Here is a 24,317-nt window from a genome sequence, read left to right on the forward strand (position 1 = left end):
TGACGTGAGTGCCCGGTCGACGGCGATTGTGGAGTGCGCGATCACCGGGGGGCTGGGAGGGTTGTCCTCATGACGACGGTGGAGAACGTGCCGGCCCCTGTTCCCGACGGCACCGAGGTGGCGGCACGGGTGGTGGACCTGACCAAGGTCTACGGCAGCGGGATGGCCGAGGTGCGGGCGCTGGACGGGGTCACCCTGGACATCGGTGCGGGGGAGTTCACCGCCGTGATGGGGCCTTCGGGCTCGGGCAAGTCGACGCTGATGCACTGCTGCGCGGCGCTGGACACGCCCACCTCGGGGCAGGTCCTGGTCGGGGACACCGAGATCGGCAGCCTCGACGACAAGCGGTTGACCCGGCTTCGCCGGGACCGGATCGGGTTCGTGTTCCAGTCGTTCAACCTCGTCCCCACCCTGACCGCGGAGGAGAACATCCTGCTCCCGCTGTCGATCGCGGGCCGCAAGCCGGACGCCGAGTGGTACGACACCGTGATCGACACGGTCTCGCTCCGCGACCGGCTCGACCACCGGCCCAACCAGCTCTCGGGCGGCCAGCAGCAGCGGGTCGCCGTGGCGCGGGCGCTGGTGAGCCGCCCCGCGATCGTCTTCGCCGACGAGCCCACCGGCAACCTCGACTCCCGCTCGGGGGCCGAGGTGTTGACCCTGCTGCGGCGCTCGGTCACCGAGTTCGGCCAGACGATCGTGATGGTCACCCACGACCCGGTGGCAGCCGGGTACACGGACCGGGTGGTGTTCCTGGCCGACGGCCGCCTGGCCGGGGAGCTGCGCGAGCCCACTCGCGAGGCGGTGCTGGAGCAGATGGCCGCGCGCGAAGCGGGTCGTTGATGCTGCGCGCTGCCTGGAAGAGCCTGCTCGGCCGCAAGCTGCGGCTGATCATGAGCACCTTCGCGATCGTGCTGGGAGTGGCGTTCGTCGGAGGGACGCTGATCTTCACCGACACGCTGAACAAGAGCTTCACCGCCATCTTCGACAGCACCGTCGGCGACGTGGTGGTGCGCCCGGTGGGGACCGACGCCAACAGCTCCGCGCAGACCACGCTGACCATCCCCGGCGACCTGGTCGCCAAGCTGGCCAAGGTGCCCGGGGCCGCCCGGGCGGACGGCAACGTGACCGGCGTCGGGGTGTTCGTGATCGGCGAGAACAACCGGGTGGTCGGCGGCCAGGGCGCGCCCGGCCTGGCCATCAACTCCAGCTCGGCGCCTGCGGCGAACGGGGTGGAGGGCCTCCAGGTCACCGAGGGGCGCGAGCCGCGCGGCAAGGACGAGGTGGCGATCGATGCCGCGACCGTACGGCGGGCCAACTTCGACCTCGGCGAGAAGGTGCGGCTGATCAGCTCGGGCGACCGGGCGCTGCTCCAGCCCCGGCTGGTCGGCATCGCCGACTTCCCGGAGGGCGGCTCGCTCAACGGGGCCACCGTGAGCATGTTCGACACCAGGACCGCCCAGGACCTGTTCCTCGGCGGCAAGGACGTCTACAGCGACGCCTGGGTGACCGCGAAGCCGGGCGTCTCCCAGGAGGAGCTGCGCGACGAGGTCGCGAAGGTGCTCCCCAAGGGGGTCCAGGCGGTCACGGGCGACAAGGCCGCGGACCAGTCGGCCAGCGACCTGCTCCAGGCGATCTCCTTCATCACGATCTTCCTGCTCGTCTTCGCCGGGATCGCGCTGGTGGTCGGGTCGTTCCTGATCGTGAACACCTTCTCGATGCTGGTGGCCCAGCGCAGCCGGGAGCTGGCCCTGTTCCGCGCCCTGGGGGCCTCGCGCAGGCAGGTCACCCGGTCGGTGCTCTTCGAGGCGTTCGTCGTGGGACTGGTGGGCAGCAGCCTCGGCCTCGGCCTCGGGGTGCTCCTGGCGATCGGCATCCGCGCGCTGTTCGCGAGCTTCGGCCTGGACCTGGCCGGCACCAGCCTCGTCATCGGCTGGCGCACCCCGCTGGCGGCGTACGGCGTGGGTCTGGTCGTGACCATGGTCGCGGCGTACCTCCCGGCCAGGCGGTCCAGCAGGATCCCGCCGGTGGCGGCCCTGCGCGACGACGTGGCGATGCCGGAGTCCTCCCTGCGCCGCCGGCTGCTGGTCGGCGCGCTGATGATGGTCGTCGGTGTGGGCGCCGGGGCGACCGGCCTGTTCGCCGACGTGCCCAAGCAGGGCTACTGGGTCGGCGCGGGCGCCCTGCTGGCGATGCTCGGGATGGCCGCGGCCAGCCCGGCGACCTCGCGACCGTTGCTCTCGGTGGCTGCGGGTGCCTATCGCCGGGTCTTCGGCAGCATCGGCACCCTGGCCGGGCAGAACTCCCTGCGCAACCCGCGGCGTACGGCGGCCACCGCCTCCGCGCTGATGATCGGCCTGACCCTGGTCACCACCATGTCGATCGCCGGCTCCTCGGCCAAGGCGAGCATCGACCGCACCATCGAGCGCACCTTCCAGGGCGACATCGTGATCAGCAACGCCATCGGGCAGGGCTTCTCGCCCGAGATCGCCAAGCTGGCGGCGAAGGAGCCCGGGGTCGCGTCGGTGACCCAGGTCCGCCAGGCAGCGGCCAAGCGGCAGGGCGGCGACCGCACCTACCTCAGCGCGACCGACCCCCGCACGGTGGGCCAGGTGCTGCGCCTGGACCTCAGCGCCGGGTCCCTCGACGACCTCACCGGGAACACCCTGCTGGTGAGCGAGAACGTGGCCGAGGACGAGGGCTACAAGGTCGGGGACGAGATCACGTTCCGGTTCCCCAACGGGCCCACCAAGCTGCGCGTGGTCGGCATCCACGACGCCGACTTCGCCAACTACCTCACCACCCTCGAGGCGCTGCAGGGCGGAGGGTTCAAGCCCGAGGACTCCAGCCTCCTGCTCAAGCTCGACCCGGGAGTCAGCTCGGCGAAGGTGAAGCAGGCGCTGGAGAAGGACACCGAGGACCTGCCGATCATCACGGTCAAGGACCAGCGGGAGTACGCCGCGGAGCAGCGGGCCCCGATCGACCGGCTGGTGCTGATGATCTACGCCCTGCTGGGACTCGCCCTGGTGATCGCGGTCCTGGGTGTGGTCAACACGCTGGGGCTCTCGGTGATCGAGCGGACCCGGGAGATCGGGCTGCTCCGGGCGATCGGGGTCGACCGCCGCCAGATGCGCCGGATGGTCAGTCTGGAGTCGGTGGCGATCGCCGTACTGGGCTCGCTGATGGGGATCGGGATGGGGCTGGTCTTCGGCGTCGCCCTGGTGGCCTCCCTGCGCGACGAGGGACTGGAGGTCACCAAGGTCCCGTGGCTCAGCCTGGGCGTCTACCTGCTGGCGTCGGTGCTGATCGGGCTGCTCGCGGCCCGGTTGCCGGCCCGCCGCGCAGCCCGGCTCGACGTGCTGCAGGCCATCGGCACCGACTGAGCGGGGGCCTCAGACCCCTGTCCAGGAGGGGCACAGTGTGAAATCTTGTGAACTTCGGCCCCCAGGTGCCCCCCGGCCCGCTAGGTTCGGGGTAAGTCTGAAGAAGGAGCTCACGGGTGGACGAGCACTCGCCGCGAGGCGGAGGCAGGCGCGGGCGCAAGCATGTGCTGGTCCGCGAGTACGTCCGTTCGGTCATCGTGAGCGCCGAGCCCGGTACGCCGGCACCCTCCGAGCGTGACCTGGCCGAGCAGTTCGGGGTCGCCCGGATGACGGTGCGGCACGCGATCGACGCGCTGGTGGCCCAGGGGCTGCTCGAGCGGGTCGCCGGCCGCGGCACCTTCGTGACCAAGCCGCTCATCGACATGCAGATGCGCCTCTCGGCCTACACCGAGGAGATGGAGCGACGCGGCAAGCTGCCGGAGTCCAAGACGCTGCTCGCCCGCCGGGAGAGCGCCGGACCGGGCGTGGCCCGCGCGCTGGAGGTCGAGGAGGGCGCCGCCATCGCCCACTGGCAGCGCCTGCGGCTGGCCGACGGGGTGCCGATGGCCATCCAGCACGTCTACCTCTCCCTCGACCTGTTCCCCAACTTCCTCGACGAGGCCCTGCCCGCAAGCCTGTACTTCTGGCTGGCGATGCGCGACCTGATGCCCACCTGGGGCGAGGACTCCGTGCTGGCGGGGATCGCGACCGACGAGGAGGCCGAGCTGCTCGAGCTCGAGCCCGGCTCGCCGGTGCTGCACATCTCCCGGCGTGCGTTCTGCCGGGAGAACGTCGTGGAGGTCACCCGCAGCGTCTACCGCGCCGACCGCTACACCCTGTGGGTGCCGGTGCTGCGCCCAGAGCACCTGCGCTAGTCGAACGGCTCAGCCGAGCCGGTCGAGCAGGACGCTCACCCCCGGACCTTCCAGCGCGTCCGCGTACGCGCGCCGTCCGGCCATCGTCATCACCAGCGCCAGGGTCGGCCCGGCCACCTCGGGACCGTCGCCCGTGACGAAGGCGCTGTCGGTCGCGCGCAGGCGCAGCCCGATCGTCAGCGTCCGGCTCGGCACCGTGAAGTCGCGCCGGGAGTAGAACTCCGCGACCGCCAGCAGCGCGGCCGGATCCGGTTCGGTGCCGATCCCCAGCGGTTGCCTGATGTCCTGGCTGTGCACGATCACCTCGCCGAGGTAGGCGGCCGTGTCCCCGGTCGGGGCCGTGACCGAGTCGGCGACGGCCTCGAAGCGGCGCAGCGTCTCCGCCGGGGTGTGGCCGAGGTGCTCGCGCAGGCGCCGGTCGTTGTGCACCGCGGGACGGAAGCCCGCTCCGGCGATGCTCGCCAGCCAGCGCAGCCGCCCGACGCTGGCCGCCGCGCTGAGATGGGCCACGACCTGCTCCACCCTCCACTGGGCGCACAGCGACGGCTGCCGCCACTGGGCCTCGGAGAGTGCGGACAAGTCCGCGGCCAGGGCACGGCGTGCTGCGTGGGTCGCCGGCCAGAGGTCGGAGTCGGGGGTCTCGCGGGTCATGCGCGGCAGGGTAGCGCCGTCAGAGCCTCCCGACGGGCGCCACCACGACGCCGGCCTGCTCGCACGCCCAGACGGGGTCGGGGCCGCCCAGGTCCGGCTGGACGTAGAGGGCGTGCGGGTCCCCGTCGTCGCAGACCTGGCACAGCGGCCACCGGCCCCTGGTCTCCAGGAGGGCGTCCTGCACGTCCTGGGCCACCAGGCCGACCACGTAGTCGCGACCCTCCGCCCACTGCTCGAGCCACCAGGAGCGGTCCACCACGGCGGCCTCGAGCGCCGAGACGGCCTCGGGGCCGGCGACCCCTGTGACCTCGAGGTCGTGCAACACCAGGGCACGCGCCGTCATCAGGACTTCATGGGATGTCACGATGAACATTGTGAACCCCGACCAAGTGGCCGGCCCCACCGATGGTGCCCAGCTCGATGTCGTCGTACTGCATCCGCGCGACGCCCACGCAGCCGCCGCAGGCGGCGCCGACCGGCTCCTGCTCAGCGCCGATCCCGAGGACGGGCACTGGTCCCCGGAGCCGGCGCTGGTCTCGGCGGTCGTCAAGGAGACCGACCTCCCGGTGTGGGTGGTGCTCCGCGACCGGCGCGAGCCGGTGCCCGTGCCCGGTGGGCGACTGGTGACCCTGGGCACCACCTTCGTCGAGCTCGGCGCCCGGGGCGTCGCCTACGGCTACCTGGATCGCAACCTGGAGGTCGACCGGCCGACCTGCGCCCTGCTGTGCGCTGAGCTGGGCGGTGTCCCGTGGATGTTCCACGGGTTCGACGAGGTCCTCGACCCCGACCGCGCCTGGCGCGACGTGATCGGGCTGCCGGGGCTGGAGTCGGTGATCTCCGCCGGCTCCACACGCGGGCTCGCCTACGGAGCCGACGAGCTGATCGCCAGGGCGAGCAGCGACCCACGGGTGGCCGAGCTGCTCACCGTCGGAGGTGCCCTCACCCCGGAGGTCGTGCCCTGGCTGGTGCGCGCCGGCGTACGCCGCTTCGCGATCGGGTCCTCGGCCCGGGCCGGCGGCTCGTGGACCCGCGGGATCGTCGACGCCGACCGGGTCCGCTCGTGGCGGATGCTTCTGGACGACGCCCTCTACCGGGCCCTGGGGATCCCGACCGACGACTGAGGGGGTGGACAGGGGCCCGGGCGGGCGGGATGCTGCACTGGCGAGCTGGTGGGTCCCCACCGGACGGACCCTCGGTCCTCGGGAAGGAACCACCACGGTGCTGCGCTGGTCGGTGATCGTCACTGCGGTGGCGCTGGGCGTCACGCTGGTGAGCATCCCGGCCGGCTCCCAGGCCCAGGCCCCGGCCGCGACAACAGTCACGGCAGCGGCCCCCGCACCGACGCTGGCATGGCGGCCGTGCGCCGACCCCGAGCTGTCCTACTACGAGCTGCAGTGCGCCAGCCTCGCGGTCCCGCTCGACCACGCCCGGCCCACGGGGCCGAGGATCAGGCTCGCCCTGACCCGCAAGGTGCACACCTCCCGCACCTACAACGGCGTGCTGCTCACCAACCCCGGCGGACCCGGCGGGTCCGACCTGACGCTGCCGGCGCTGAGCGACTTCGTTCCCGGCGGGGTCGGTTCGACCTACGACTGGATCGGGTTCGACCCCCGCGGAGTGGGGGCCAGCAGCCCGGCGCTGCGCTGCTCGCGGAACCAGTTCGGCTACGACCGCCCCAACTACGTGCCGAAGAAGCGCTGGATCACCCGCTACTGGCTGCGCAAGTCGAGCGGCTACGCGGCCGCGTGCGCCAACACCGCAGCCAAGCGCGCCCTGCTGCCGCACCTGACGACGCTGGACACGGTCAAGGACATGGACGCGATCCGCCAGGCCCTCGGTGCGGAGAAGATCAGCTACTACGGCTTCTCCTACGGGACCTACCTCGGGCAGGTCTACGCGACCCGCTACCCGAGCCGGGTCGGACGCTTCGTCCTCGACGGCGTGGTGAACCCCGCCCGCACCTGGTACGCCGCGAACCTCGACCAGGACCGTGCGTTCGAGGCCAACATGGACGTCTACTGGCGCTACCTCGCGTCGCGTCCCCGGCTCTTCCACCTCGGCAAGCGCTGGCGCGCGATCAAGCGCGGCTACTACAAGACGCTGCGGCGCCTGGACCGCAAGCCCGCTGCCGGCAGGCGGCTGGGGCCCGCGGAGCTGGCCGACACGATGCTGACGGCCGGCTACTACGTCCAGGACTGGGAGGGCCTCGGGCTCGACTACTCGGCGCTGGTCCGCCGGCGCAAGGGCGAGGGGATCCTGGCCCGCTACCGGGTCGCCCAGATGGGCGACGACAACGGGTACGCCGTCTACAACGCGACCGAGTGCACCGACGCCCCCTGGCCGACGGCGGCGCGCACGTTCTCCGACGCACGGGTGCTGCACCGCCGAGCGCCGTTCCTGACCTGGAGCAACACCTGGTACAACGCGCCCTGCCTGACCTGGCGGGCTCCCCAGCGGTCCCGCCCGCCCGTCTCCGGCAAGGCTGTGCGGGCGAAGATCCTGCTCATCAGCGAGACCCGGGACGCGGCCACGCCGTACTCCGGTGCCCTCGCGGTACGACGGCTGTTCCCCTCGGCGTCACTGGTCGCAGGCGTGGGTGGAACCACGCACGCGAGCTCGCTGTCCGGGGTGACGTGCGTGGACAACGCGGTGGCGAGCTACCTGCGCACCGGGGTGACCCCGACCAGGCTGCCCGGCACGCGGTCGGACCGGGCCTGCCCACGGCTGCCGCCCCCCTCGGAGGCGTTCACCACCTGGCGCCCGGGGGCAGCACGACCCGCCGACCGGCTGCCCGCGTCGCTGCGGGCCGACATGGTGGCCGCGCAGCGCCACTCACTGCGCTGAGCGGCGCCGATCAGGCCGAGTAGGTCCGCAGCCAGATCGTGTGGTCGGCCGTCCGCAGTCCCTCGAGGGCGTCGGCCGCCAGCTGGGTGGTCACGTCGGTGACGACGTACCCCTGCTCTCCCCGGGTGGAGAGGTACTGCGCGGTCACGTTGGCGTCCTGGTCGGCAAGGACCTGGTTGACCGAGGCGAGCACACCCGGGACGTTGTGGTGCAGCAGCGCGATCCTGGAACCGCTCTCCAGCGCCGGGGCGGCCACCTCGGGGAGGTTCACCGACAGCTCGGTGCTCCCGGCGGTGAGGAACCGGGTGAGCTTGCCCGAGACGAAGTAGCCGATCTCCTCCTGCGCCTCCTGGGTGGACCCGCCGACGTGGGGGGTGAGGATCACGTTGGGCAGGCCGCGCAGCACCGACTCGAACGGCTCTCCCTGGGCCTTGGGCTCGATCGGGAAGACGTCGAGGGCGGCGCCGGCGATGTGCCCGGACAGGATGTGCTCGCGCAGGGCGACGTCGTCCACGACCATCCCGCGGGCGGCGTTGATGAACAGCGACCGCGGCTTCATCCGGGCGAACTGGGCGGCGCCGAAGAAGCCGGCGTTGCCCGGGCGGCCGTCCACGTGGAGGCTGACCACGTCGGCCTGCTCGAGCAGCTCCTCGAGCGTGTTCACCCGGCGGGCGTTGCCGTGGGCCAGCCGGTCGGCCTTGTCGAAGAAGATCACCCGGAACCCGAGGGCCTCGGCGAGGTTGGAGAGCTGGGTGCCGATGTTGCCGTAGCCGACGATGCCCAGCGTGCGCCCGCGGACCTCGTGGCTGCCCTCGGCCGACTTGTCCCAGATGCCGTCGTGCATCCGCTGGGTCTTCTCGGTCAGCCGGCGAGCCAGCGCGATGATCTCGCCGATCACCAGCTCGACCACGCTGCGGGTGTTGGAGTACGGCGCGTTGAACGCCGCGACGCCGCGCTGGGCGGCGGCGGTGAGGTCGATCTGGTTGGTGCCGATGCAGAAGGCGCCCACCGCGAGCAGGTCCGGGGCGCTGGCGAGGACCTTCTCGGTGACCTTGGTGTTCGACCGGATCCCCACCATCGACATGCCCTGGAGCGCCTCGATCAGCTCGTCCTCACCCAGCGATCCCGGGCGTGTGTGTACGACGAGCCCGTTGCGCTCGAAGACCTCGGTCGCGGCGGGGTGGATGTTCTCGAGGAGGAGGACCTGGTGCTTGCTCACCCCGCCAGCCTACGAGGGCGGATTTCTCACAGGTCGTCCGCATCCACGATCCGGTAGGCGTAGCCCTGCTCGGCCAGGAACCGCTGCCGGTTCTGGGCGAAGTCGGCGTCCACCGTGTCGCGGCTGACGATCGTGTAGAACCGGGCGGTCCGCTGGTCGGCCTTCGGCCGCAGCAACCGGCCCAGCCGCTGGGCCTCCTCCTGCCGGGAGCCGAAGGAGCCACTGACCTGGATGGCCACCGCAGCCTCGGGCAGGTCGATGGAGAAGTTGGCCACCTTGGAGACCACCAGCAGGTCGATCTCGCCGGAGCGGAACTCGGCGTAGAGCCGCTCGCGCTCCTTCACGCTGGTCTCACCCTTGATCACCGGGGCGTCGAGGTGCTCGGCGAGCTCGTCGAGCTGCTCGAGGTACTGCCCGATCACCAGGGTGGGCTCGCCCTGGTGCTTCTTGACCAACTGCTCGGCGATCAGCACCTTGGCGTGGGTGCAGCTGGCCAGCCGGTAGCGCTCCTCGGGCTCGGCGGTGGCGTAGGCGATCCGCTCGCCCTCGGGCAGGGTCACCCGCACCTCGACGCAGTCGGCGGGCGCGATCCAGCCCTGGCTCTCGATGTCCTTCCAGGGCGCGTCGTACCGCTTGGGGCCGATCAGGCTGAACACGTCGCCCTCGCGGCCGTCCTCGCGCACCAGGGTGGCGGTCAGCCCGATCCGCCGGCGCGCCTGGAGGTCGGCGGTCATCCGGAAGATGGGAGCCGGGAGCAGGTGGACCTCGTCGTACACGATCAGGCCCCAGTCCTTGGCGTCGAGGAGCTCGAGGTGGGGGTAGACGCCCTTACGGCGCATCGTGAGGACCTGGTACGTCGCGATGGTGACCGGCTTGATCTCCTTCTTCGCGCCGCTGTACTCCCCGATCTCGTCCTCGGTGAGGCTGGTGCGCTTGACCAGCTCGGCCTTCCACTGCCGCGCGCTGACCGTGTTGGTCACCAGGATCAGGGTGGTGGCCTGCGCCTCGGCCATCGCAGCGGCTCCGACGAGCGTCTTGCCGGCGCCACAGGGGAGTACGACGACCCCGGAGCCGCCGTGCCAGAACGACTCGGCCGCCTCGCGCTGGTAGGGGCGCAGCGTCCACCCGGACTCGTCGAGCGCGATCGGGTGGGCCTCGCCGTCGACGTACCCGGCGAAGTCCTCGGCCGGCCAGCCGAGCTTGAGCAGCGCCTGCTTGAGGTTGCCGCGCTGGCTCGGGTGGACCGCGACGCTGCCCTCCTGGCCCGGCAGGTTGTCGAGGCGCTCACCGAGCATCCCGGCGATCTTCTTGGAGCGGACGACCTCCTCGAAGACCGCGCGGTCGACGCTGCTCAGGACGAGGCCGTGCACGGGGTCCTTGTCGAGCCGGAGCCTTCCGTAGCGCGCCATCGTCTCGGCCACGTCGACCAGCAGCGCGTGCGGGACGGCGTACCGGCTGAAGGTCAGCAACACGTTGACGACCTGCTCCGCGTCGTGCCCGGCGGCCCGCGCGTTCCAGAGGCCGAGCGGCGTGAGCCGGTAGGTGTGGATGTGCTCCGGACTGCGCTCGAGCTCGGCGAACGGAGCGATCGCCTTGCGGCAGGCGTCGGCCTGCTCGTGGTCGATCTCCAGCAGCAGGGTCTTGTCGGACTGGACGATCAGGGGGCCGTCGCTCATAGGAGGCCGAGTCTACGGACCGGTCCTCGCGGCAGCACCATTCGGGCCGCTGGGCGCGGTTGTCCTCGGCGGCGGTTCGAGGCGAGCGCAGGCGGGGACCCTAGGCCCAGGGGCGCTCGCCCAGCGGCCGCCGACGCTCCTGGGAGGGGACCATCGGCTGCCGGGCGAGCCCGCCGGCGTGCTCCAGGACCAGGGACTCGGGGCGGGCGCCGAGGACGGCCAGGCTGGCGGCGAGTACGTCGGGGAGGGCGCCTGCGGTCTCCACGTCGACGTACTGGCCGAAGTTGGGGGTCACGGTGCCGAACTCGACCAGGCACTCCGCCGGGGTGAGCCAGCCGAGGCCGCGGAGCTGCTCGATCGTGTGCTGGGGCATGGTCCAGGTGCCGCCCATCGAGGTGGCGCCCACGCACTCGGCCGAGAGGACCTCGCCGATTCGGAGGACCTGCACGTAGCGGGTGCTGGCTTCGCGGTGGGGCAGTGGGAACTGGCCGCGGCTGGGTCTGCGCAGGGAGACCGGCTCGCCGAGGATGAGGAACTCCCCGTCGGTGAGGCGCTCCAGCGTGGTGTCGAGGGCACGCGTGACCGACGCCCAGTCTGCATAAGGCATGCGGTCAAACATACGTCGGAGGCAGGGGTGGATGCCCCCCGTGGTCCAGTGCCTGAGCACCCGCCGTCTCAGGCCATGGTTTGAGCCCGGGCTTCCGAGCTCACGGGTCGGTGGGGCGCGAGTCCGGGTTCTGCGCCAGCCACGTGCGCACCGGGATGCGGCGGGTGGAGGAGAACCCCTCCGGAAGCAGCACGCTGCCCTGGCGAGTGAGGTAGTAGACCTTCCAGTGGTAGTAGCCGTGGAAGGCGCGGGGGCGCTGCTGGATCTGCCTGGCCACGAGGGAAACCCCTCGCACGTAGGCGTTGGAGTTGTTGTAGCGATACAGGGCGCCCGGCCGGCCGCCCGGTTCGTTGAACCCGTGGGCGCGCAGGAAGCGGGCCGCCGCCAGAATCGAGTCGCGCACGGAGTTGATGTCGCCGCGACCGTAGATGTCCCACGTCGTGGGCAGGAACTGCATCGGTCCCTGGGCGCCGGCCACCGAGGTGCCCCGGATCCGGCCCATGCTGGTCTCCACGAGGTTGATCGACGCCAGGTAGGCCCAGTCGACGCCGAACCGCTTCTCCGCGGCGCGGTAGTGGCCGAGGAGCTCGGCGGCTGGGGCTGCCGGGACGATCCGCCAGGCAGGCAGGTCCGTGTGGAGGTTGGCCCGTGCGGTGGGGTGCATCGACCGGAACGCCCGACGCGAGGCGACGTTGTCGGCGACCACCCGGACCAGCCCGGGTGGCAGGGCGCGGCGGACCTTCGCGTCCCACTGCGGCCGGCTGGCTAGCGTCCGGTAGGCCACCTGCTGCAGGTGGCCGGCCGCCGCGAGCACATGGGGCGGTGTGGACGGCTGGTCGATCGCCCCCTCTGCGGCCATGACGTGTGCGACCAGCTGTCTCGGCGAGGTGGAGACCGGTGGGCGGCCCGACAAAGCCTGCGCCAGCGGTTCCGGCAGCTCGGTCTTCGCGGGTCCGGGTGTAGGGGATCCCTGTTCGGCGCTGTCGGGCTCCCTCTGGTCACCGGTGCCGGAGCAGCCGGTCAGGACGAGGCAGAGCAACAGCGAGATCAGGCATCGGGGACGCGACACCCCACCAGCGTCACTGACCAGTCAAGACCCGGCGCAGCGATCCGCGCAGCGGGCGCTCAGGACACGGGCTTGGACACCGCGGTGATCCGGTGGATGGCGAAGGTGCGGGAGGAGTCGCTGCGCTCGTCGTACGCCGTGAGGCGACCGCCCTCGACGCGCTCGGGGCTGACCATCCGCTCGGCGACGGTGCCGTCGTTGCCGACGTAGCCGATCAGCAGCTGCTCGCGGGACTCGGCAGCCTGGCGCAGCATCGCGATCACGTCGGTCGGGCTGGAGGCGCTGGCTCCGCGGGTCGGCCGGGAGGCGGCGGCCCGGTCCCCGGCGCGCACCGCTGCCACCACGGCCGTGGTGTGCGCGACGGCCCGCACCCGCGGGGGAGCGGTCGGCTTGCGGCGCGGGGACCGTGCGCGGAAGACGTCGGGCCGCGCGACCCGGACGGTGCCGTCGGCGGCCTCCACGACCGGCGCCAGCCCGAGCTCGCGGATCCGGGGGAGCAGGGTGCCCAGGGGTACGTCGGAGATCACCACCGTCGGCGCGATCCGGCGCAGGCGCAGCGACTCGGCGCCCGCCGCGTGCAGCAGCTCGGTCAGCGCGGTCTCGTCGTCACTGCGCAGGAACGACTCCGCATGTCCCGCCCGCAAGGTGCCGAAGCGGCGAGAGACGTCGTCGATGAGGTAGGTCAGCGACTGCGGGACCGGCGTGCGCGAGGTCTCGGCGACGAACTCGTGCACCTCGGCGGCCGACCAGCCGGCGTCGAAGGCCCGCCGGACCGACGACGCGGCGAACCGGTAGACCGTCGCCCCGCCGCGCGACTCCACGTCGGCGACCAGCGCCAGCTTTCGCGCGAGCTCCTGCTCCAGCGGTCCCGGGGCGATCGCCGTGAGGTCGGCCTGGAGCAGCACCTGGTCCACGGGGGCCGGGAGCAGGTCGTCGAGCACCTTGGTGGGGTCGTTGCCCGCGACCAGCTCGCGACCGAAGGTGGAGTAGCCGTCCAGCCCGGTGATCCCGAGCAGCGCCGCCTCCTCGAGCGTGGGCGCGACCTGGTTGAGCCGCATCGCCGGGCGGCGCGGACGGCGCCAGCGCATCCGGTCGATCAGCGAGGGGACACCGGTACCGCTCGCGAGCACCTGGCCCTCGTCCAGGCCGCCGAGCTCCTCGAGCACGTCGGCGCGCAGCCCAACCTGCCAGGTCCGGGCGAGGTCGGGGGAGAGTGCGTTCACCGGCTTGTCGGCCACGCGGCCACCGACCGCGGAGACGAGTCGGGGGTTGGTCATCCAGGCGCGGGCCAGCACCACCCAGCGCTCGGCGCTCGACCCGAGCTGCCAGGCGTCGAACGCCTCGGTGGGCAACCAGGCCGCGTCGTTCTCACCGCTCATCGAAGGACCCAAGCCCTGGTCCAGCAGCCCGGCGGCCGCCGCCGTCTCGATCACCAGCGCTGCCACGCCGACCTCGATGTGGAGCAGGGTGGCCGCCGCGCGCAGCTCGCGTACGCCGAGACCGCCGGCCTTCAGCGCCGCCGGGGGGTGGGTGCCCCAGCGGTCGAGGAGGAGCTCGACGCGGCGTACCAGCTCGAAGGCGGCGCCGGCGGCAGCCCGGTCGATCATCGACTGGTCGCGCCCGGAGGTGGCCAGCCCGGGTGGCTCGTCCAGCGGCCGGCCGCTCGCGACCCGCAGCGCCAGCCGGACCGACCACGGCACCGTGACGTGGCGCTCGTCGGTGCGGGCGAGCAGGCCGGCGGCGACGAGATCGGCGGTCGGGCCGGCACCGCCGCTCCACCTGCCGTCGACGCCGTTCTCGTCCAGGTGGTCCAGGATCGCCCGGGCCGGTGGTGCGGCGGCCTCGAGCAGGTGGGCCGCCTCCTCGGCAGGCGGGCCGGCCGGGAGCCGGAGCAGGTCGCCGACGACCAGGACCGGCCTGGGCGGCGACCCCCAGACGAGCGCGAGCTGCTCCAGCCGCTCGATCGCCTCCGCTATGGCCGCCGGACGGGCCGGCAGGCCGGCGGGGTCGTCCTCCTGGACGATCGCCTGGAGCACGGTGAGCTCGAGCGCGTCCAGGCCGTCGAGCGCCCGCAGCACCGAGGCCTTGACCACCACTCGCGCGGCGAGCTGCGCGGAGTCGTGCGGTGCGGGGGTGGCCAGGTCGGGACGGGCCTCCAGCAGCGCGGCCAGCTTCGCGTCCGGCCAGCTGCGGAACTGGTCGGCGAGGGTGCGCGGGGCGGGGGTGGGCATCCGTCCGATCCTACGGTGGCGCCCGGTGCGGGGCGAGAGTTCGCAGACCCCGACGGCGCCGCAAGTGAATCCGGGGTGGCTGAGCGGTAGCGGGAGTGATCTTCGTCACGTAGCGTCCTGATCCATGGACAGCACTCTCGGAGAACACACCGCGCTGGTCACCGGGGCCGCCAGTGGCATCGGCCGCGCCGTCGCCGGCCGCCTCGCCGCCGACGGTGCCCACGTCCTCCTCCTCGATCGGGACGAGGACGGGGTCAAGCAGGTGGCGGCCGAAGTCGGCGGAGAGCACCTCGTCGCCGACCTCGCCGACGCCGGCTCGATCGAGGGCCTCGGGCTCGGTGACCGCGGCATCGACATCCTGGTCAACAACGCCGGCATCCAGCACGTCGCGCCGATCGAGGAGTTCGACCCCGAGCGGTTCGCCCAGATCCACCGGGTGATGCTGCACGCGCCGTTCCTGCTGACCCGCGCGCTGCTGCCGGGGATGTACGCCGCCGGCTGGGGCCGGATCGTGCACCTCTCCTCCGTGCACGGCCTCCGTGCCTCGCCGTACAAGTCCGCCTACGTCAGCGCCAAGCACGGGCTCGAGGGCTTGTCCAAGGTGATCGCGCTCGAGGGGGCCCAGAAGGGGGTCACCAGCAACACCGTGTGCCCCGGCTACGTGCGCACTCCGCTGGTCGAGGGGCAGATCGCCGACCAGGCACGCAGCCACGGCATCGCCGAGGACGAGGTGCTCGACCAGGTCCTGCTCGCGCGTACGCCGGTCAAGCGGCTCGTCGAGCCCGACGAGGTCGCCGCGGTGGTCGCGTTCCTGTGCGGACCCGGCACCGCCTCGATCAACGGGTCCTCCTACCTGCTCGACGGCGGCTGGACAGCCGCCTGACCGAACCACCCGCCGCACCCCCCAGGAGCCGCAGATGTCCACCATGAGCACCCCCCTGAACCCTGAGGAGCAGTCCCGCGGCGAGGAGAACGGCATCGTCAAGGTCGTCTTCGCCAGCCTGGTCGGCACGGCCGTGGAGTGGTACGACTTCTTCCTCTACGGCTCGGCTGCCGCGCTCGTCTTCGGCAAGCTGTTCTTCCCGGACGCAGACCCGGTCAACGCCACCCTGCTGGCGTTCGGCACCTACGCCGTCGGGTTCGTCGCCCGGCCGCTCGGCGGGGTGGTCTTCGGCCACTTCGGTGACCGGGTCGGGCGCAAGAAGATGCTCGTGGTCGCGCTGATGTTGATGGGCGCCGCGACCTTCGCGATCGGGCTGCTGCCGACGTACGCCACCATCGGCATCGGTGCACCGATCCTGCTGCTGGTGTGCCGGTTGCTCCAGGGCTTCGCCGTCGGCGGGGAGTGGGGCGGAGCGGTGCTGATGGCCGCCGAGCACGGCAGCGAGGCACGCCGCGGGTACTGGTCCTCGTGGCCACAGGCGGGCGTCCCGCTGGGCAACCTGCTGGCCACCGGGGTGCTGTTCGTGTTGGCCGCCTTCCAGAGCGACGCCGACTTCGAGGCCTGGGGCTGGCGGATCCCGTTCCTGCTCTCCGCCGTGCTGGTGCTGATCGGGCTGTGGGTCCGGCTCCAGCTCGAGGAGTCGCCGGTCTTCAAGGAGGCCAAGGCCGAGATCGCGGCCAAGAAGGACGAGTCCTCGCACATGCCGATCGTCGAGGTGATCAGGACCTACCCCAAGGAGGTCTTCATCGCGATGGGGATGCGGATGGCGGAGAACATCAGCTACTACATCTTCACGATCGTCTCGATCACCTACGTCACCACCTACCTGGACCAGAAGAACGATGTGATCCTGAGGATGCTGCTGATCGGTGCCGCCCTGCAGTTCTTCCTCGTCCCGGCGATCGGCGCGCTCTCCGACAAGGTCGGTCGGCGGCCGCTCTACTTCACCGGAGCCGTCGGCGTGGGGGTCTGGGGGTTCGTCTTCTTCGGCCTGCTCGACTCCAACAGCCCGGGGCAGATCCTGCTCGCGGTCGTGGTCGGGTTGTTCTTCCACACGCTGATGTATGCGCCGCAGGCGGCGTTCTTCTCCGAGCTCTTCGGTACCTCGGTGCGCTACACCGGTGCCTCGGTCGGCTACCAGCTCGCCTCGATCTTCGCCGGTGCTCTGGCGCCGATCATCGCGGTGCGCTTGCTCGGGTCGGCGGAGGAGAAGGACACGTTCGCGGTCGGGGTCTACGTCGCGGTCGCCGCGCTGATCACGATCGTGGCGGTCCTGTTCGCCAAGGAGACCAAGGCGTCCTCGCTGCGCCACGACCGGGTGGTGCGGGGCGCGCACGACTGAGCGGTTACAGCCGGTGGGCGCGCTCGCCCCGCGCCGCCTTCTCGGCCGTCTCGGCGATGCGGGCCTCCCGGGTGGGCGCCCGCTTCGCGGTGACGATCCACTCCAGGAGACCGCGCTTGACCGACCGCGGGAAGCCCTCCCAGGTCTCGCGCGCGCCGGGGTGCGCGGCGAGCGCTGCAGCCAGGTCCTCGGGTACGACGAGGTCCTCCACGGCGTCGAGCAGGGTCCAGGTGCCGTTCGCCCGGGCCGTGTCGATCGCGGCCTGGCCGGCCGGGCCCATCCGGCCCTCGGCGTACAGCCGCTCGATGCGCTGCTTGTTCGGGCGTGACCAGCCGCTGGTGGCCCGCCGCGGGCCGAACCACAGCATCGTCCGGTCCTCGTCGAGACGTTGCCCCTTGCTGTCCACCCACCCGACCGCGAGCGCCTCGGTGACCGCCTCGTCGTAGCTGACGGTGGGGCGCCCGGTGTGCCTGCGCCACGAGACCTGCCACACCCCGGCGTGCGATTGGTGGTGGGCATCGAGCCACGCCCGCCACTCCTGCGCCGTCTCCGGGTGCACGCGCTCGGCATCGGGACTGCTCATCGGTCAAGGTTCGGTGACCACACCGTTGGCTTGCAAGGCCGTTCGGTAACGTCGAGGGCGATGCCTGAGGATCCTGCCGCCGAACAGCTGCCCGTCCACGGCGAGGTCTGGTACGTCAGCTACGGGTCCAACATGGCGGCCGGGCGGCTCGCGGCCTACCTCGAGGGCGGCGTCCCGCCGGGCGGCAGCCGCGCCAACCCCGGCGCCCGCAACCGGCGTCTGCCGACCCGGAGCGTGCCGGTGGACCTCCCGGGCACGCTGTACTTCGCCGGCGAGTCGCGGCAGTGGGGCGGTGGTGTCGCCTTCTACGACCACGACACCCAGGACCCCGCTCGGGGAGCGCCCACCGCGGCGCGGGCCTACCTGGTCACCGCTCAGCAGTTCGCCGACGTCGCGGCGCAGGAGATGTACCGCCTCCCGCAGGAGGGCGACCCGCTGGAGGAGCTGTTGATCGGTGGGATCGACGGTGGTCGGCACAGCGCCGGGCCGGGTCGCTACGAGACCCTCGTCGAGGTGGGCCGGCTCGAGGGTGCCCCGATGCTGCTGTTCACGGCGCCGCACGGCCTCGACCACGTCGAGCGCACCGAGCCGTCGGCGGCGTACGTCGCGATGCTCGCCGAGGGCCTGCGGGAGAGCCGCGACTGGACCGAGCGCGAGGCGTCGGCCTACCTGGAGCGGGTCGGTGTCCCGCGAACGAACCTAGAACACGTTCTAGGTCGCTGGTAGCGTCCGGGCCTACCGACGGCGCAGTGCCCTGACCGTCGGTCCCACGGTCCAGGAGGCATCCGTTGAGCACTGCCGAGCCACGCGTCGTCGTCGTCACCGGAGCCGCCTCGGGGATCGGCCACGCCACCGCCGCGATGTTCGCCGAGATGGGGGAGCGGGTCTACGGGCTCGACCTGCGCGACAGCGTCCCCGAGGGCGTCACCCACGTCGCGTGCGACGTGGGTGACCGTTCGTCGGTGGACGCCGCGATCGCGGCCTGCTCGGGCGAGGGCCGGATCGACGTGCTCGCCAACGTCGCGGGGGTGGTGCAGTTCGGCCGGTTCGAGACGATCACCGACGCCGAGTGGGACCGGGTGCACGACATCGACCTCAAGGGCCCGTTCATGGTGATGCAGGCGGCGCTGCCGCTCGTCCGCGCGTGCACCGGCAACATCGTCAACGTCTCGTCGGTCGCGGGCCGGGTGCCACAGCCCTACACGACGGCGTACGCCGCAGCCAAGGGCGGACTCACCATGCTCACCCGCGCGCTGGCCCTCGAGCTCTCGCCCGAGGGCATCCGGGTCAACGCGATCTGCCCGGGAACCGTCGACACCCCGATCGTGGCCGAGGTGTTCGAGAAGATCACCGACGACCTCGACACCCGGGTCGCGGACCGGCTGATGATGATGCTGTCGGGCACCATCGCGCCGGCGGAGATCGCGGCCGCGATCCGCTACCTGTCCTCACCCGAGGCCCGGATGGTCACCGGCGCCGTGCTCGCCGTCGACGGCGGCATGGGCTGAGTCGATCCTGTCGCTTCCCCGGTCGCCTCGGTAGGTTCCTGGAATGGAGTCCTACGCCGCCGGTGAGACCAGCCCGGCCCTGATCGAGGAGACCATCGGCGCCAACTTCGAAGGCACCGTGCGCGAGCACGGCGAGAACGAGGCGCTGGTCGAGTTCGCGACGGGGAGGCGATGGACCTACGCGGAGCTCGACCGGGACGTGAACGCCCTGGCCCGCGGGCTGATCGGCACGGGCATCGAGAAGGGCGACCGGGTCGGGATCTGGGCGCCGAACTGTGCGGAGTGGACGATCGCGCAGTTCGCCAGCGCCAAGGTCGGGGCGATCCTGGTCAACGTCAACCCCTCCTACCGCACCCACGAGCTCTCCTACGCCGTGAACCAGTCCGGCCTGCGGCTGCTGTTCAGCGCCGAGTCGTTCAAGAGCAGCGACTACCGGGCGATGGTCGAGGAGGTGTGGCCCCAGGTCTCGGCCGGCTCGGCCAACGGCGGCAGCCTCGAGCGCGTCGTCTACATCGGCACCGAGGACTGGGCCGCGCTCCTCGCCGAGGGCGAGGGGCTGCCCGAGGACGCCGTGGCGTCACGGATGGCGACCCTGGACCCGGGCGACGCGATCAACATCCAGTACACCTCCGGGACCACCGGCTACCCCAAGGGCGCGACCCTGAGCCACCGCAACATCCTCAACAACGGGTTCTTCACCACCGAGCTGATCAACTTCACCCACGAGGACCGGCTGTGCATCCCGGTGCCCTTCTACCACTGCTTCGGCATGGTGATGGGCAACCTCGGCTGCACCACCCACGGCGCGACGATGGTGATCCCCGCGCCCGGCTTCGACCCCGCGATCACGCTCGAGGCCACGGCCGCGGAGCGGTGCACCGGCCTGTACGGCGTGCCGACGATGTTCATCGCGATCCAGAACGACCCGAGCTTCGCCGACCACGACCTCTCCCACCTGCGCACCGGTGTGATGGCCGGCTCCATCTGCCCGGTGGAGGTGATGAAGCGCTGCATCGAGGACATGCACATGGAGGAGGTGGCGATCGCCTACGGCATGACCGAGACCTCGCCGGTCTCCTGCCAGACCCGTGCGGACGACGACCTGGACCGTCGTACGGCCACGATCGGGCGGGTGCACCCGCACGTGGAGGTCAAGATCGTCGACCCGGCCACCGGCGAGACGCTGGAGCGCGGCGAGCCGGGGGAGTTCTGCACCAGGGGCTACTCGGTGATGCTCGGCTACTGGCCGCTGGAGGACCCCGAGGGGCAGGAGAAGACGGCCGAGGCGATCGACGCCGACGGCTGGATGCACACCGGTGATCTCGCCGAGACGCGCGAGGACGGCTACTGCAACATCGTCGGCCGGATCAAGGACATGGTGATCCGGGGCGGGGAGAACATCTACCCGCGCGAGATCGAGGAGTTCCTCTACACCCATCCCGACGTCGAGGACGTGCAGGTCATCGGCGTACCCGACGAGCGCTACGGCGAGGAGCTGGCCGCGTGGATCAAGCTGCGCGCCGGCGCCCAGCCCCTCGACGAGGCGAAGGTGCGGGAGTTCGCCTCCGGCCGGCTGGCGCACTACAAGATCCCGCGCTACGTGCTCCTGGTGGAGGAGTTCCCGATGACGGTGACCGGCAAGATCCGCAAAGTGCAGATGCGCGAGGAGACCTACGAGATCCTCGGCCTCGGGACCACCGACACGAAGGACGAGCGATGAGCGAGATCGAGACCCTGGCCGCGGCGTACTGGGAGCACTACCTCGACACGCACCCCACCGAGGGCCACATGCTCGGTGACTACCGTCGGGCGGACCGGTTCGAGGCCGTGACCCGGGAGGACGAGGACCGCGACGTCGCTGCCCTGCGCGGGTTCGTGGACCGGGCCCGGGCGATCGCGGACGACGACCTGGACCCACAGCAGCGGGTCACCCGCGACGTGCTGGTCTCCGACGCCACCACCCGCGCGGAGCTGATCGAGCACCGCCTGACCGAGTTCGCCGTCGACCCCGTCTTCGGCATCCAGGTGGACATGCCGATCGTGGTCGGCATGCTGGCGCTGCCCGACCCCGAGGTCGCCGACGCCCTCGTGGAGAAGTTCCGGGGGTTGGCCCGCTACTACCGCCAGCTCGCCGAGCGGCACCGCGAGGGCGTCGCCTCCGGCCGCGTCCCGGCGAGGTTCGCGACGGCGGACACGCTCACCCAGCTCGACGAGCTGCTGGCCAAGCCGGTCGCCGACGACCCGCTGCTGGTCACCAGCTCGCCGCCGCACGGGATGGACGCCGACGCGTGGAAGGCACGGCTGCGCGCGGTCGTGGAGTCCGAGGTCCGCCCCGGCATGCGGGCCTACCGCGACGTCCTGCGCGACGAGGTGCTGCCGGTCAGCCGCCCCGACGACCGCTGCGGCCTGAGCTGGGTCGAGGACGGCGAGGCCGCCTACGCCTCCAGCCTGCGGCTGTTCACCACCACGGACAAGTCCGCGCAGGAGATCCACGAGATCGGGCTCGAGCAGGTCGCGAAGCTCGCCGAGGAGTACCGGGCGCTCGGCCCCGAGGTCGTCGGCACCGACGACCTCGCCGGCATCTTCGAGGCGATGCGGACCGACCCGCGGCTGCACTTCGAGTCCGGCCAGCAGATCGTCGATGACTCCGAGGTGGCGATGGCCCGCGCCTGGGAGGCGATGCCGGAGTGGTTCGAGGTGCTGCCCGAGGCGCCGTGCGACGTGCAGTCCACGATGACCGGCCCGCTGGCGTTCTACTACCCACCGGCCAGCGACGGCAGCCGCGGGGGCACGTTCTTCGTCAACATCTCCGACCCCACCGCCTGGGGCACCTTCGAGCTGGAGTCGATGGCCTTCCACGAGGGCATCCCCGGCCACCACCTGCAGATCGCCATCGCCAGCGAGCTCGACGACGTCCCCGAGTTCCGCAAGCACCTGAACAACTCGGCGTATGCCGAGGGCTGGGGGCTCTACACCGAGCGCCTGGCCGACGAGATGGGGCTCTACAGCACGGCGGTGGACCGGATCGGGATGTGCGCCGCCGACTCGTTGCGTGCCTGCCGCCTCGTCGTTGACACCGGGCTGCACGCCCTGGGCTGGAGCCGCGAGCAGGCGGTCGAGTACATGCTCGCGAACTCGCCGCTGGCCGAGGGCGTGGTCCGGCCGGAGATCGACCGCTACGTCGTGCTGCCGGGTCAGGCCACGTCGTACATGGTGGGCCGCCTGGAGATCCAGCGGATGCGCGCCGAGGCGCAGGCACGGCAGGGGGCTGCCTTCGAGGTCAAGCGGTTCCACTCCGCGGTCCTGGACTCCGGGTCCCTCCCGCTGGGGGTGCTCGACGCCGTCGTCCGCTCTCGCCTGCCCGGCTGAGCCGCGGGCCGAACCGGGCGGTCGCTCAGGCAGGGACCTCGCTGCGGAACAGCCGGGCGAGCTGCCGGGGGGCGGTGCGCACGTTCGTCTCGGCGATCCAGTCGTTGGGCAGCGAGAGCCGGACCACCTTGTGCCACGCGCTGCCGACCTGCCGCACGAGCGGGGCGGCGTGGTAGCGCAGCCCGTGGCGCTCGAAGACGGCCCGGACGCGCGGGGCGATCTCGGCGTAGCGCCGGCTCGGCAGGTCGGGGAACAGGTGGTGCTCGATCTGGTGGGAGAGGTTGCCGCTGAGCAGGTGCATCATCGGGCTGCCGGTGATGTTGGCCGAGCCCAGCATCTGGCGCAGGTACCACTCGCCCTTGGTCTCGGTGACCGGCAGCGACTCCTGCTCGAAGGTCTCCACGCCCTCGGGGAAGTGGCCGCACATGATCACCGAGTGCGACCAGACGTTGCGGACCACGTTCGCGGTGAGGTTCGCGGCCAGCGTCCGGCGCCAGGCGCGCCCGGAGAGGGCGGGGAACAGCACGTAGTCCTTCGCGGCCTGGCGGGCGACCTTCCCGGCGGTCTGCCGGATGCTCGCGCGCAGCTCGGGGGTGACCCCGCGCTTCTGGCGGAGGTGGTCGCCGATCTCCATGTCGTACATCGCGATGCCGTACTCGAAGATGCAGGCGTTGAGGAAGTTCCACAGCGGCTGCACGAGGTAGCGCGGCTTCCAGGGCTGGTCCTCGTCGACGCGCATGATGCCGTACCCGAGGTCGTTGTCCTTGCCCAGGATGTTGGTGAACGTGTGGTGCTGGACGTTGTGCGCCCGCTTCCACTGCTCGGCGGGGGAGGCGTGGTCCCACTCCCAGGTGCTCGAGTGGATCTTCGGGTCACGCATCCAGTCCCACTGGCCGTGCATGACGTTGTGGCCGATCTCCATGTTGTCCAGGATCTTGGCGAGCGCCAGGCAGGCGGTGCCGAGCACCCAGGCCGGCCGGTAGCGGCTCGCGAGCAGCAGTGCCCGGCCGGTCATCTCCAGCTTGCGCTGCGTGTCGATCACCCGGCGGATGTACGCCGCGTCGACCTCGCCGCGGCTCTCCAGCACCGATTCGCGGATGTCCTCGAGCTCGCGTCCGAGCGCCTCGACGTCCTCGGCCGTCAGGTGGCTCACCTGGTTCTGGGGCTTGTTCTCGAGCGCCGTCACGAGAAGAGGTTAACCAAGCGGCGCCGGGAGCCCCAGAGTGCCGCCGGAATCGCGGACGGAACCCCGTAGCCTTGGCGCCATGCGTGCCCGGCTGGTCGTGGGGTTCGACCTCGACATGACGCTGATCGACACCGTGGTGGGCTTCGCCGCGACCCTGGAGGCCCTCGGGGCCGAGCTGGGGGTGGAGTTCCCCACCACCGACATGACCACCAGGCTCGGCCCGCCGCTGGAGACGCTGCTGCAGCCGCACCTGGACCCTGACCGGATCGAGGCGGCCGCCGACCGGTTCCGGGAGATCTACCCCGACCTCGCCGTCGAGCCGACGCCCGCGTTCCCCGAGGTGGCCGATGCGCTGGCCGCCGTACGCCGTCACGACGGGCGCATCGTCCTGGTCACCGGCAAGCACACGCCCAACGCCCAGCTGCACGTCGACCACCTCGGCCTCGACGTCGACGTCGTCGAGGGCCGGGTCTGGGGAGCCGGGAAGGGGGAGGTGCTGCGGCGGCACGGGGCCCAGGTCTACGTCGGCGACCACGTGCACGACGTGGAGGGCGCCCTGGCGGCGGACGCCGTGAGCGTCTCGGTGCTCACCGGTGGCTGCACCCGCGACGAGCTCGTGGAGGCGGGCACCGACGTGGTGCTCACCGACCTCGCGGAGTTCCCGGCCTGGCTGGACGCCTTCGTCCTCGAGCGCTTCGTCGAGGGCCCCCGCGAGCGGCGGGGCGGCTAGCGTCCCCGCTGTCGGGCCGGACGCCTGCCCGGCGGGCTGGTCAAGACGCGCCCAGCGTCCGAAACTGGTTCGTGGGCCCTGGGGGCAGCACGTACGCTGTGCACTCCCCGGGCCGGCAGACATCG

The 24,317-nt window shown here is 71.7% G+C and carries 21 protein-coding genes; 12 read left to right on the forward strand and 9 right to left on the reverse strand.

Features of this window, described 5'->3' with window-relative positions; genetic code table 11:
* Nucleotides 1-69: 69 nt before the first annotated feature.
* The 3 genes from AC4BGC_RS02505 (at nucleotide 70) to AC4BGC_RS02515 (ending at nucleotide 4,237) form a co-directional block, all read left to right on the forward strand.
* Nucleotides 70-843 (forward strand): ABC transporter ATP-binding protein, encoded by a 774-nt coding sequence (locus tag AC4BGC_RS02505; RefSeq protein WP_490546309.1) that lies wholly within the window; start codon nucleotides 70-72, stop codon nucleotides 841-843.
* Entirely contained in the window at nucleotides 843-3,383 is a 2,541-nt protein-coding gene (locus AC4BGC_RS02510; RefSeq protein ID WP_490554160.1) for an ABC transporter permease, read from the forward strand. The genes AC4BGC_RS02505 and AC4BGC_RS02510 overlap by 1 nt, the downstream gene beginning before the upstream one ends.
* Nucleotides 3,384-3,499: 116 nt before the next feature.
* On the forward strand, nucleotides 3,500-4,237 hold the full coding sequence (locus AC4BGC_RS02515) for a GntR family transcriptional regulator (protein ID WP_490546307.1): 738 nt from the start codon (nucleotides 3,500-3,502) through the stop codon (nucleotides 4,235-4,237).
* A gap of 9 nt (nucleotides 4,238-4,246) precedes the next feature.
* On the opposite strand, the gene AC4BGC_RS02520 is transcribed toward AC4BGC_RS02515, so the two are convergent.
* Nucleotides 4,247-4,888 (reverse strand): maleylpyruvate isomerase family mycothiol-dependent enzyme, encoded by a 642-nt coding sequence (locus tag AC4BGC_RS02520; RefSeq protein ID WP_490546306.1) that lies wholly within the window; start codon nucleotides 4,886-4,888, stop codon nucleotides 4,247-4,249.
* A 19-nt stretch (nucleotides 4,889-4,907) separates the two neighbouring features.
* Nucleotides 4,908-5,261: a DUF8819 family protein gene (locus AC4BGC_RS02525; protein WP_490546305.1), complete on the reverse strand. Its 354-nt coding sequence runs from the start codon at nucleotides 5,259-5,261 to the stop codon at nucleotides 4,908-4,910.
* Between AC4BGC_RS02525 and AC4BGC_RS02530 the strand changes: the two genes are divergently transcribed.
* Both AC4BGC_RS02530 and AC4BGC_RS02535 read left to right on the forward strand, forming a co-directional pair.
* Nucleotides 5,254-6,009: a copper homeostasis protein CutC gene (locus AC4BGC_RS02530; protein ID WP_490554161.1), complete on the forward strand. Its 756-nt coding sequence runs from the start codon at nucleotides 5,254-5,256 to the stop codon at nucleotides 6,007-6,009. The two genes, AC4BGC_RS02525 and AC4BGC_RS02530, sit on opposite strands and share 8 nt — an antisense overlap.
* Before the next feature lie 97 nt (nucleotides 6,010-6,106).
* Nucleotides 6,107-7,732, forward strand: a complete 1,626-nt coding sequence (locus tag AC4BGC_RS02535) for an alpha/beta hydrolase (RefSeq protein WP_490554162.1) — start codon at nucleotides 6,107-6,109, stop codon at nucleotides 7,730-7,732.
* A gap of 10 nt (nucleotides 7,733-7,742) precedes the next feature.
* On the opposite strand, the gene serA is transcribed toward AC4BGC_RS02535, so the two are convergent.
* The 5 genes from serA to AC4BGC_RS02560 all read right to left on the reverse strand — a co-directional run bounded on the left by serA (nucleotide 7,743) and on the right by AC4BGC_RS02560 (nucleotide 14,531).
* Complete coding sequence (gene serA / locus AC4BGC_RS02540) at nucleotides 7,743-8,951, reverse strand: phosphoglycerate dehydrogenase (RefSeq protein WP_490546302.1); 1,209 nt, start codon at nucleotides 8,949-8,951, stop codon at nucleotides 7,743-7,745.
* Between the two features lie 26 nt (nucleotides 8,952-8,977).
* Nucleotides 8,978-10,627 (reverse strand): DNA repair helicase XPB, encoded by a 1,650-nt coding sequence (locus AC4BGC_RS02545; RefSeq protein WP_490546301.1) that lies wholly within the window; start codon nucleotides 10,625-10,627, stop codon nucleotides 8,978-8,980.
* Nucleotides 10,628-10,727: 100 nt separating this feature from the next.
* The gene (locus AC4BGC_RS02550; RefSeq protein ID WP_490554164.1) at nucleotides 10,728-11,234 is read right to left on the reverse strand and encodes a TY-Chap domain-containing protein; all 507 of its coding nucleotides are present in this window, start codon (nucleotides 11,232-11,234) and stop codon (nucleotides 10,728-10,730) included.
* Nucleotides 11,235-11,334: 100 nt separating this feature from the next.
* Entirely contained in the window at nucleotides 11,335-12,303 is a 969-nt protein-coding gene (locus AC4BGC_RS02555) for a lytic transglycosylase domain-containing protein (RefSeq protein WP_490554165.1), read from the reverse strand.
* Nucleotides 12,304-12,359: 56 nt separating this feature from the next.
* Nucleotides 12,360-14,531 carry a helicase-associated domain-containing protein gene (locus AC4BGC_RS02560; protein WP_490554167.1) on the reverse strand — a complete coding sequence of 724 codons (2,172 nt, stop codon included), beginning with the start codon at nucleotides 14,529-14,531 and terminating at the stop codon, nucleotides 12,360-12,362.
* 124 nt (nucleotides 14,532-14,655) lie between these two features.
* On the opposite strand from AC4BGC_RS02560, the gene AC4BGC_RS02565 reads away from it, so the two are divergent.
* Together AC4BGC_RS02565 and AC4BGC_RS02570 are read left to right on the forward strand one after the other, a co-directional pair.
* The gene (locus AC4BGC_RS02565) at nucleotides 14,656-15,414 is read left to right on the forward strand and encodes a 3-hydroxybutyrate dehydrogenase (RefSeq protein ID WP_490554168.1); all 759 of its coding nucleotides are present in this window, start codon (nucleotides 14,656-14,658) and stop codon (nucleotides 15,412-15,414) included.
* Between the two features lie 34 nt (nucleotides 15,415-15,448).
* Entirely contained in the window at nucleotides 15,449-16,816 is a 1,368-nt protein-coding gene (locus tag AC4BGC_RS02570) for an MFS transporter (protein ID WP_490546296.1), read from the forward strand.
* Between the two features lie 4 nt (nucleotides 16,817-16,820).
* Here the strand turns inward: AC4BGC_RS02570 and AC4BGC_RS02575 are convergent, their stop codons facing one another.
* Nucleotides 16,821-17,399 carry a YdeI/OmpD-associated family protein gene (locus AC4BGC_RS02575; RefSeq protein ID WP_490554169.1) on the reverse strand — a complete coding sequence of 193 codons (579 nt, stop codon included), beginning with the start codon at nucleotides 17,397-17,399 and terminating at the stop codon, nucleotides 16,821-16,823.
* Nucleotides 17,400-17,459: 60 nt separating this feature from the next.
* On the opposite strand from AC4BGC_RS02575, the gene AC4BGC_RS02580 reads away from it, so the two are divergent.
* The 4 genes from AC4BGC_RS02580 to AC4BGC_RS02595 all read left to right on the forward strand — a co-directional run bounded on the left by AC4BGC_RS02580 (nucleotide 17,460) and on the right by AC4BGC_RS02595 (nucleotide 22,276).
* Nucleotides 17,460-18,125, forward strand: coding sequence for a histone deacetylase (locus tag AC4BGC_RS02580; protein WP_490554170.1), 666 nt, complete (start codon nucleotides 17,460-17,462; stop codon nucleotides 18,123-18,125).
* Between the two features lie 62 nt (nucleotides 18,126-18,187).
* A complete protein-coding gene (locus AC4BGC_RS02585; protein ID WP_490554171.1) occupies nucleotides 18,188-18,907 on the forward strand; it encodes an SDR family NAD(P)-dependent oxidoreductase in 720 nt (239 codons plus the stop codon).
* A gap of 43 nt (nucleotides 18,908-18,950) precedes the next feature.
* Nucleotides 18,951-20,627, forward strand: coding sequence for an AMP-binding protein (locus tag AC4BGC_RS02590; protein ID WP_490554172.1), 1,677 nt, complete (start codon nucleotides 18,951-18,953; stop codon nucleotides 20,625-20,627).
* On the forward strand, nucleotides 20,624-22,276 hold the full coding sequence (locus AC4BGC_RS02595; protein ID WP_490554173.1) for a DUF885 domain-containing protein: 1,653 nt from the start codon (nucleotides 20,624-20,626) through the stop codon (nucleotides 22,274-22,276). The genes AC4BGC_RS02590 and AC4BGC_RS02595 overlap by 4 nt, the downstream gene beginning before the upstream one ends.
* Nucleotides 22,277-22,301: 25 nt before the next feature.
* Here the strand turns inward: AC4BGC_RS02595 and AC4BGC_RS02600 are convergent, their stop codons facing one another.
* Nucleotides 22,302-23,462, reverse strand: a complete 1,161-nt coding sequence (locus tag AC4BGC_RS02600) for a fatty acid desaturase family protein (protein ID WP_490554174.1) — start codon at nucleotides 23,460-23,462, stop codon at nucleotides 22,302-22,304.
* Between the two features lie 79 nt (nucleotides 23,463-23,541).
* Between AC4BGC_RS02600 and AC4BGC_RS02605 the strand changes: the two genes are divergently transcribed.
* Complete coding sequence (locus AC4BGC_RS02605) at nucleotides 23,542-24,192, forward strand: HAD family hydrolase (RefSeq protein ID WP_490554176.1); 651 nt, start codon at nucleotides 23,542-23,544, stop codon at nucleotides 24,190-24,192.
* The last annotated feature ends 125 nt before the right edge of the window (nucleotides 24,193-24,317 follow it).

It is taken from the genome of Nocardioides sp. Z38_18, from assembly GCF_058215695.1.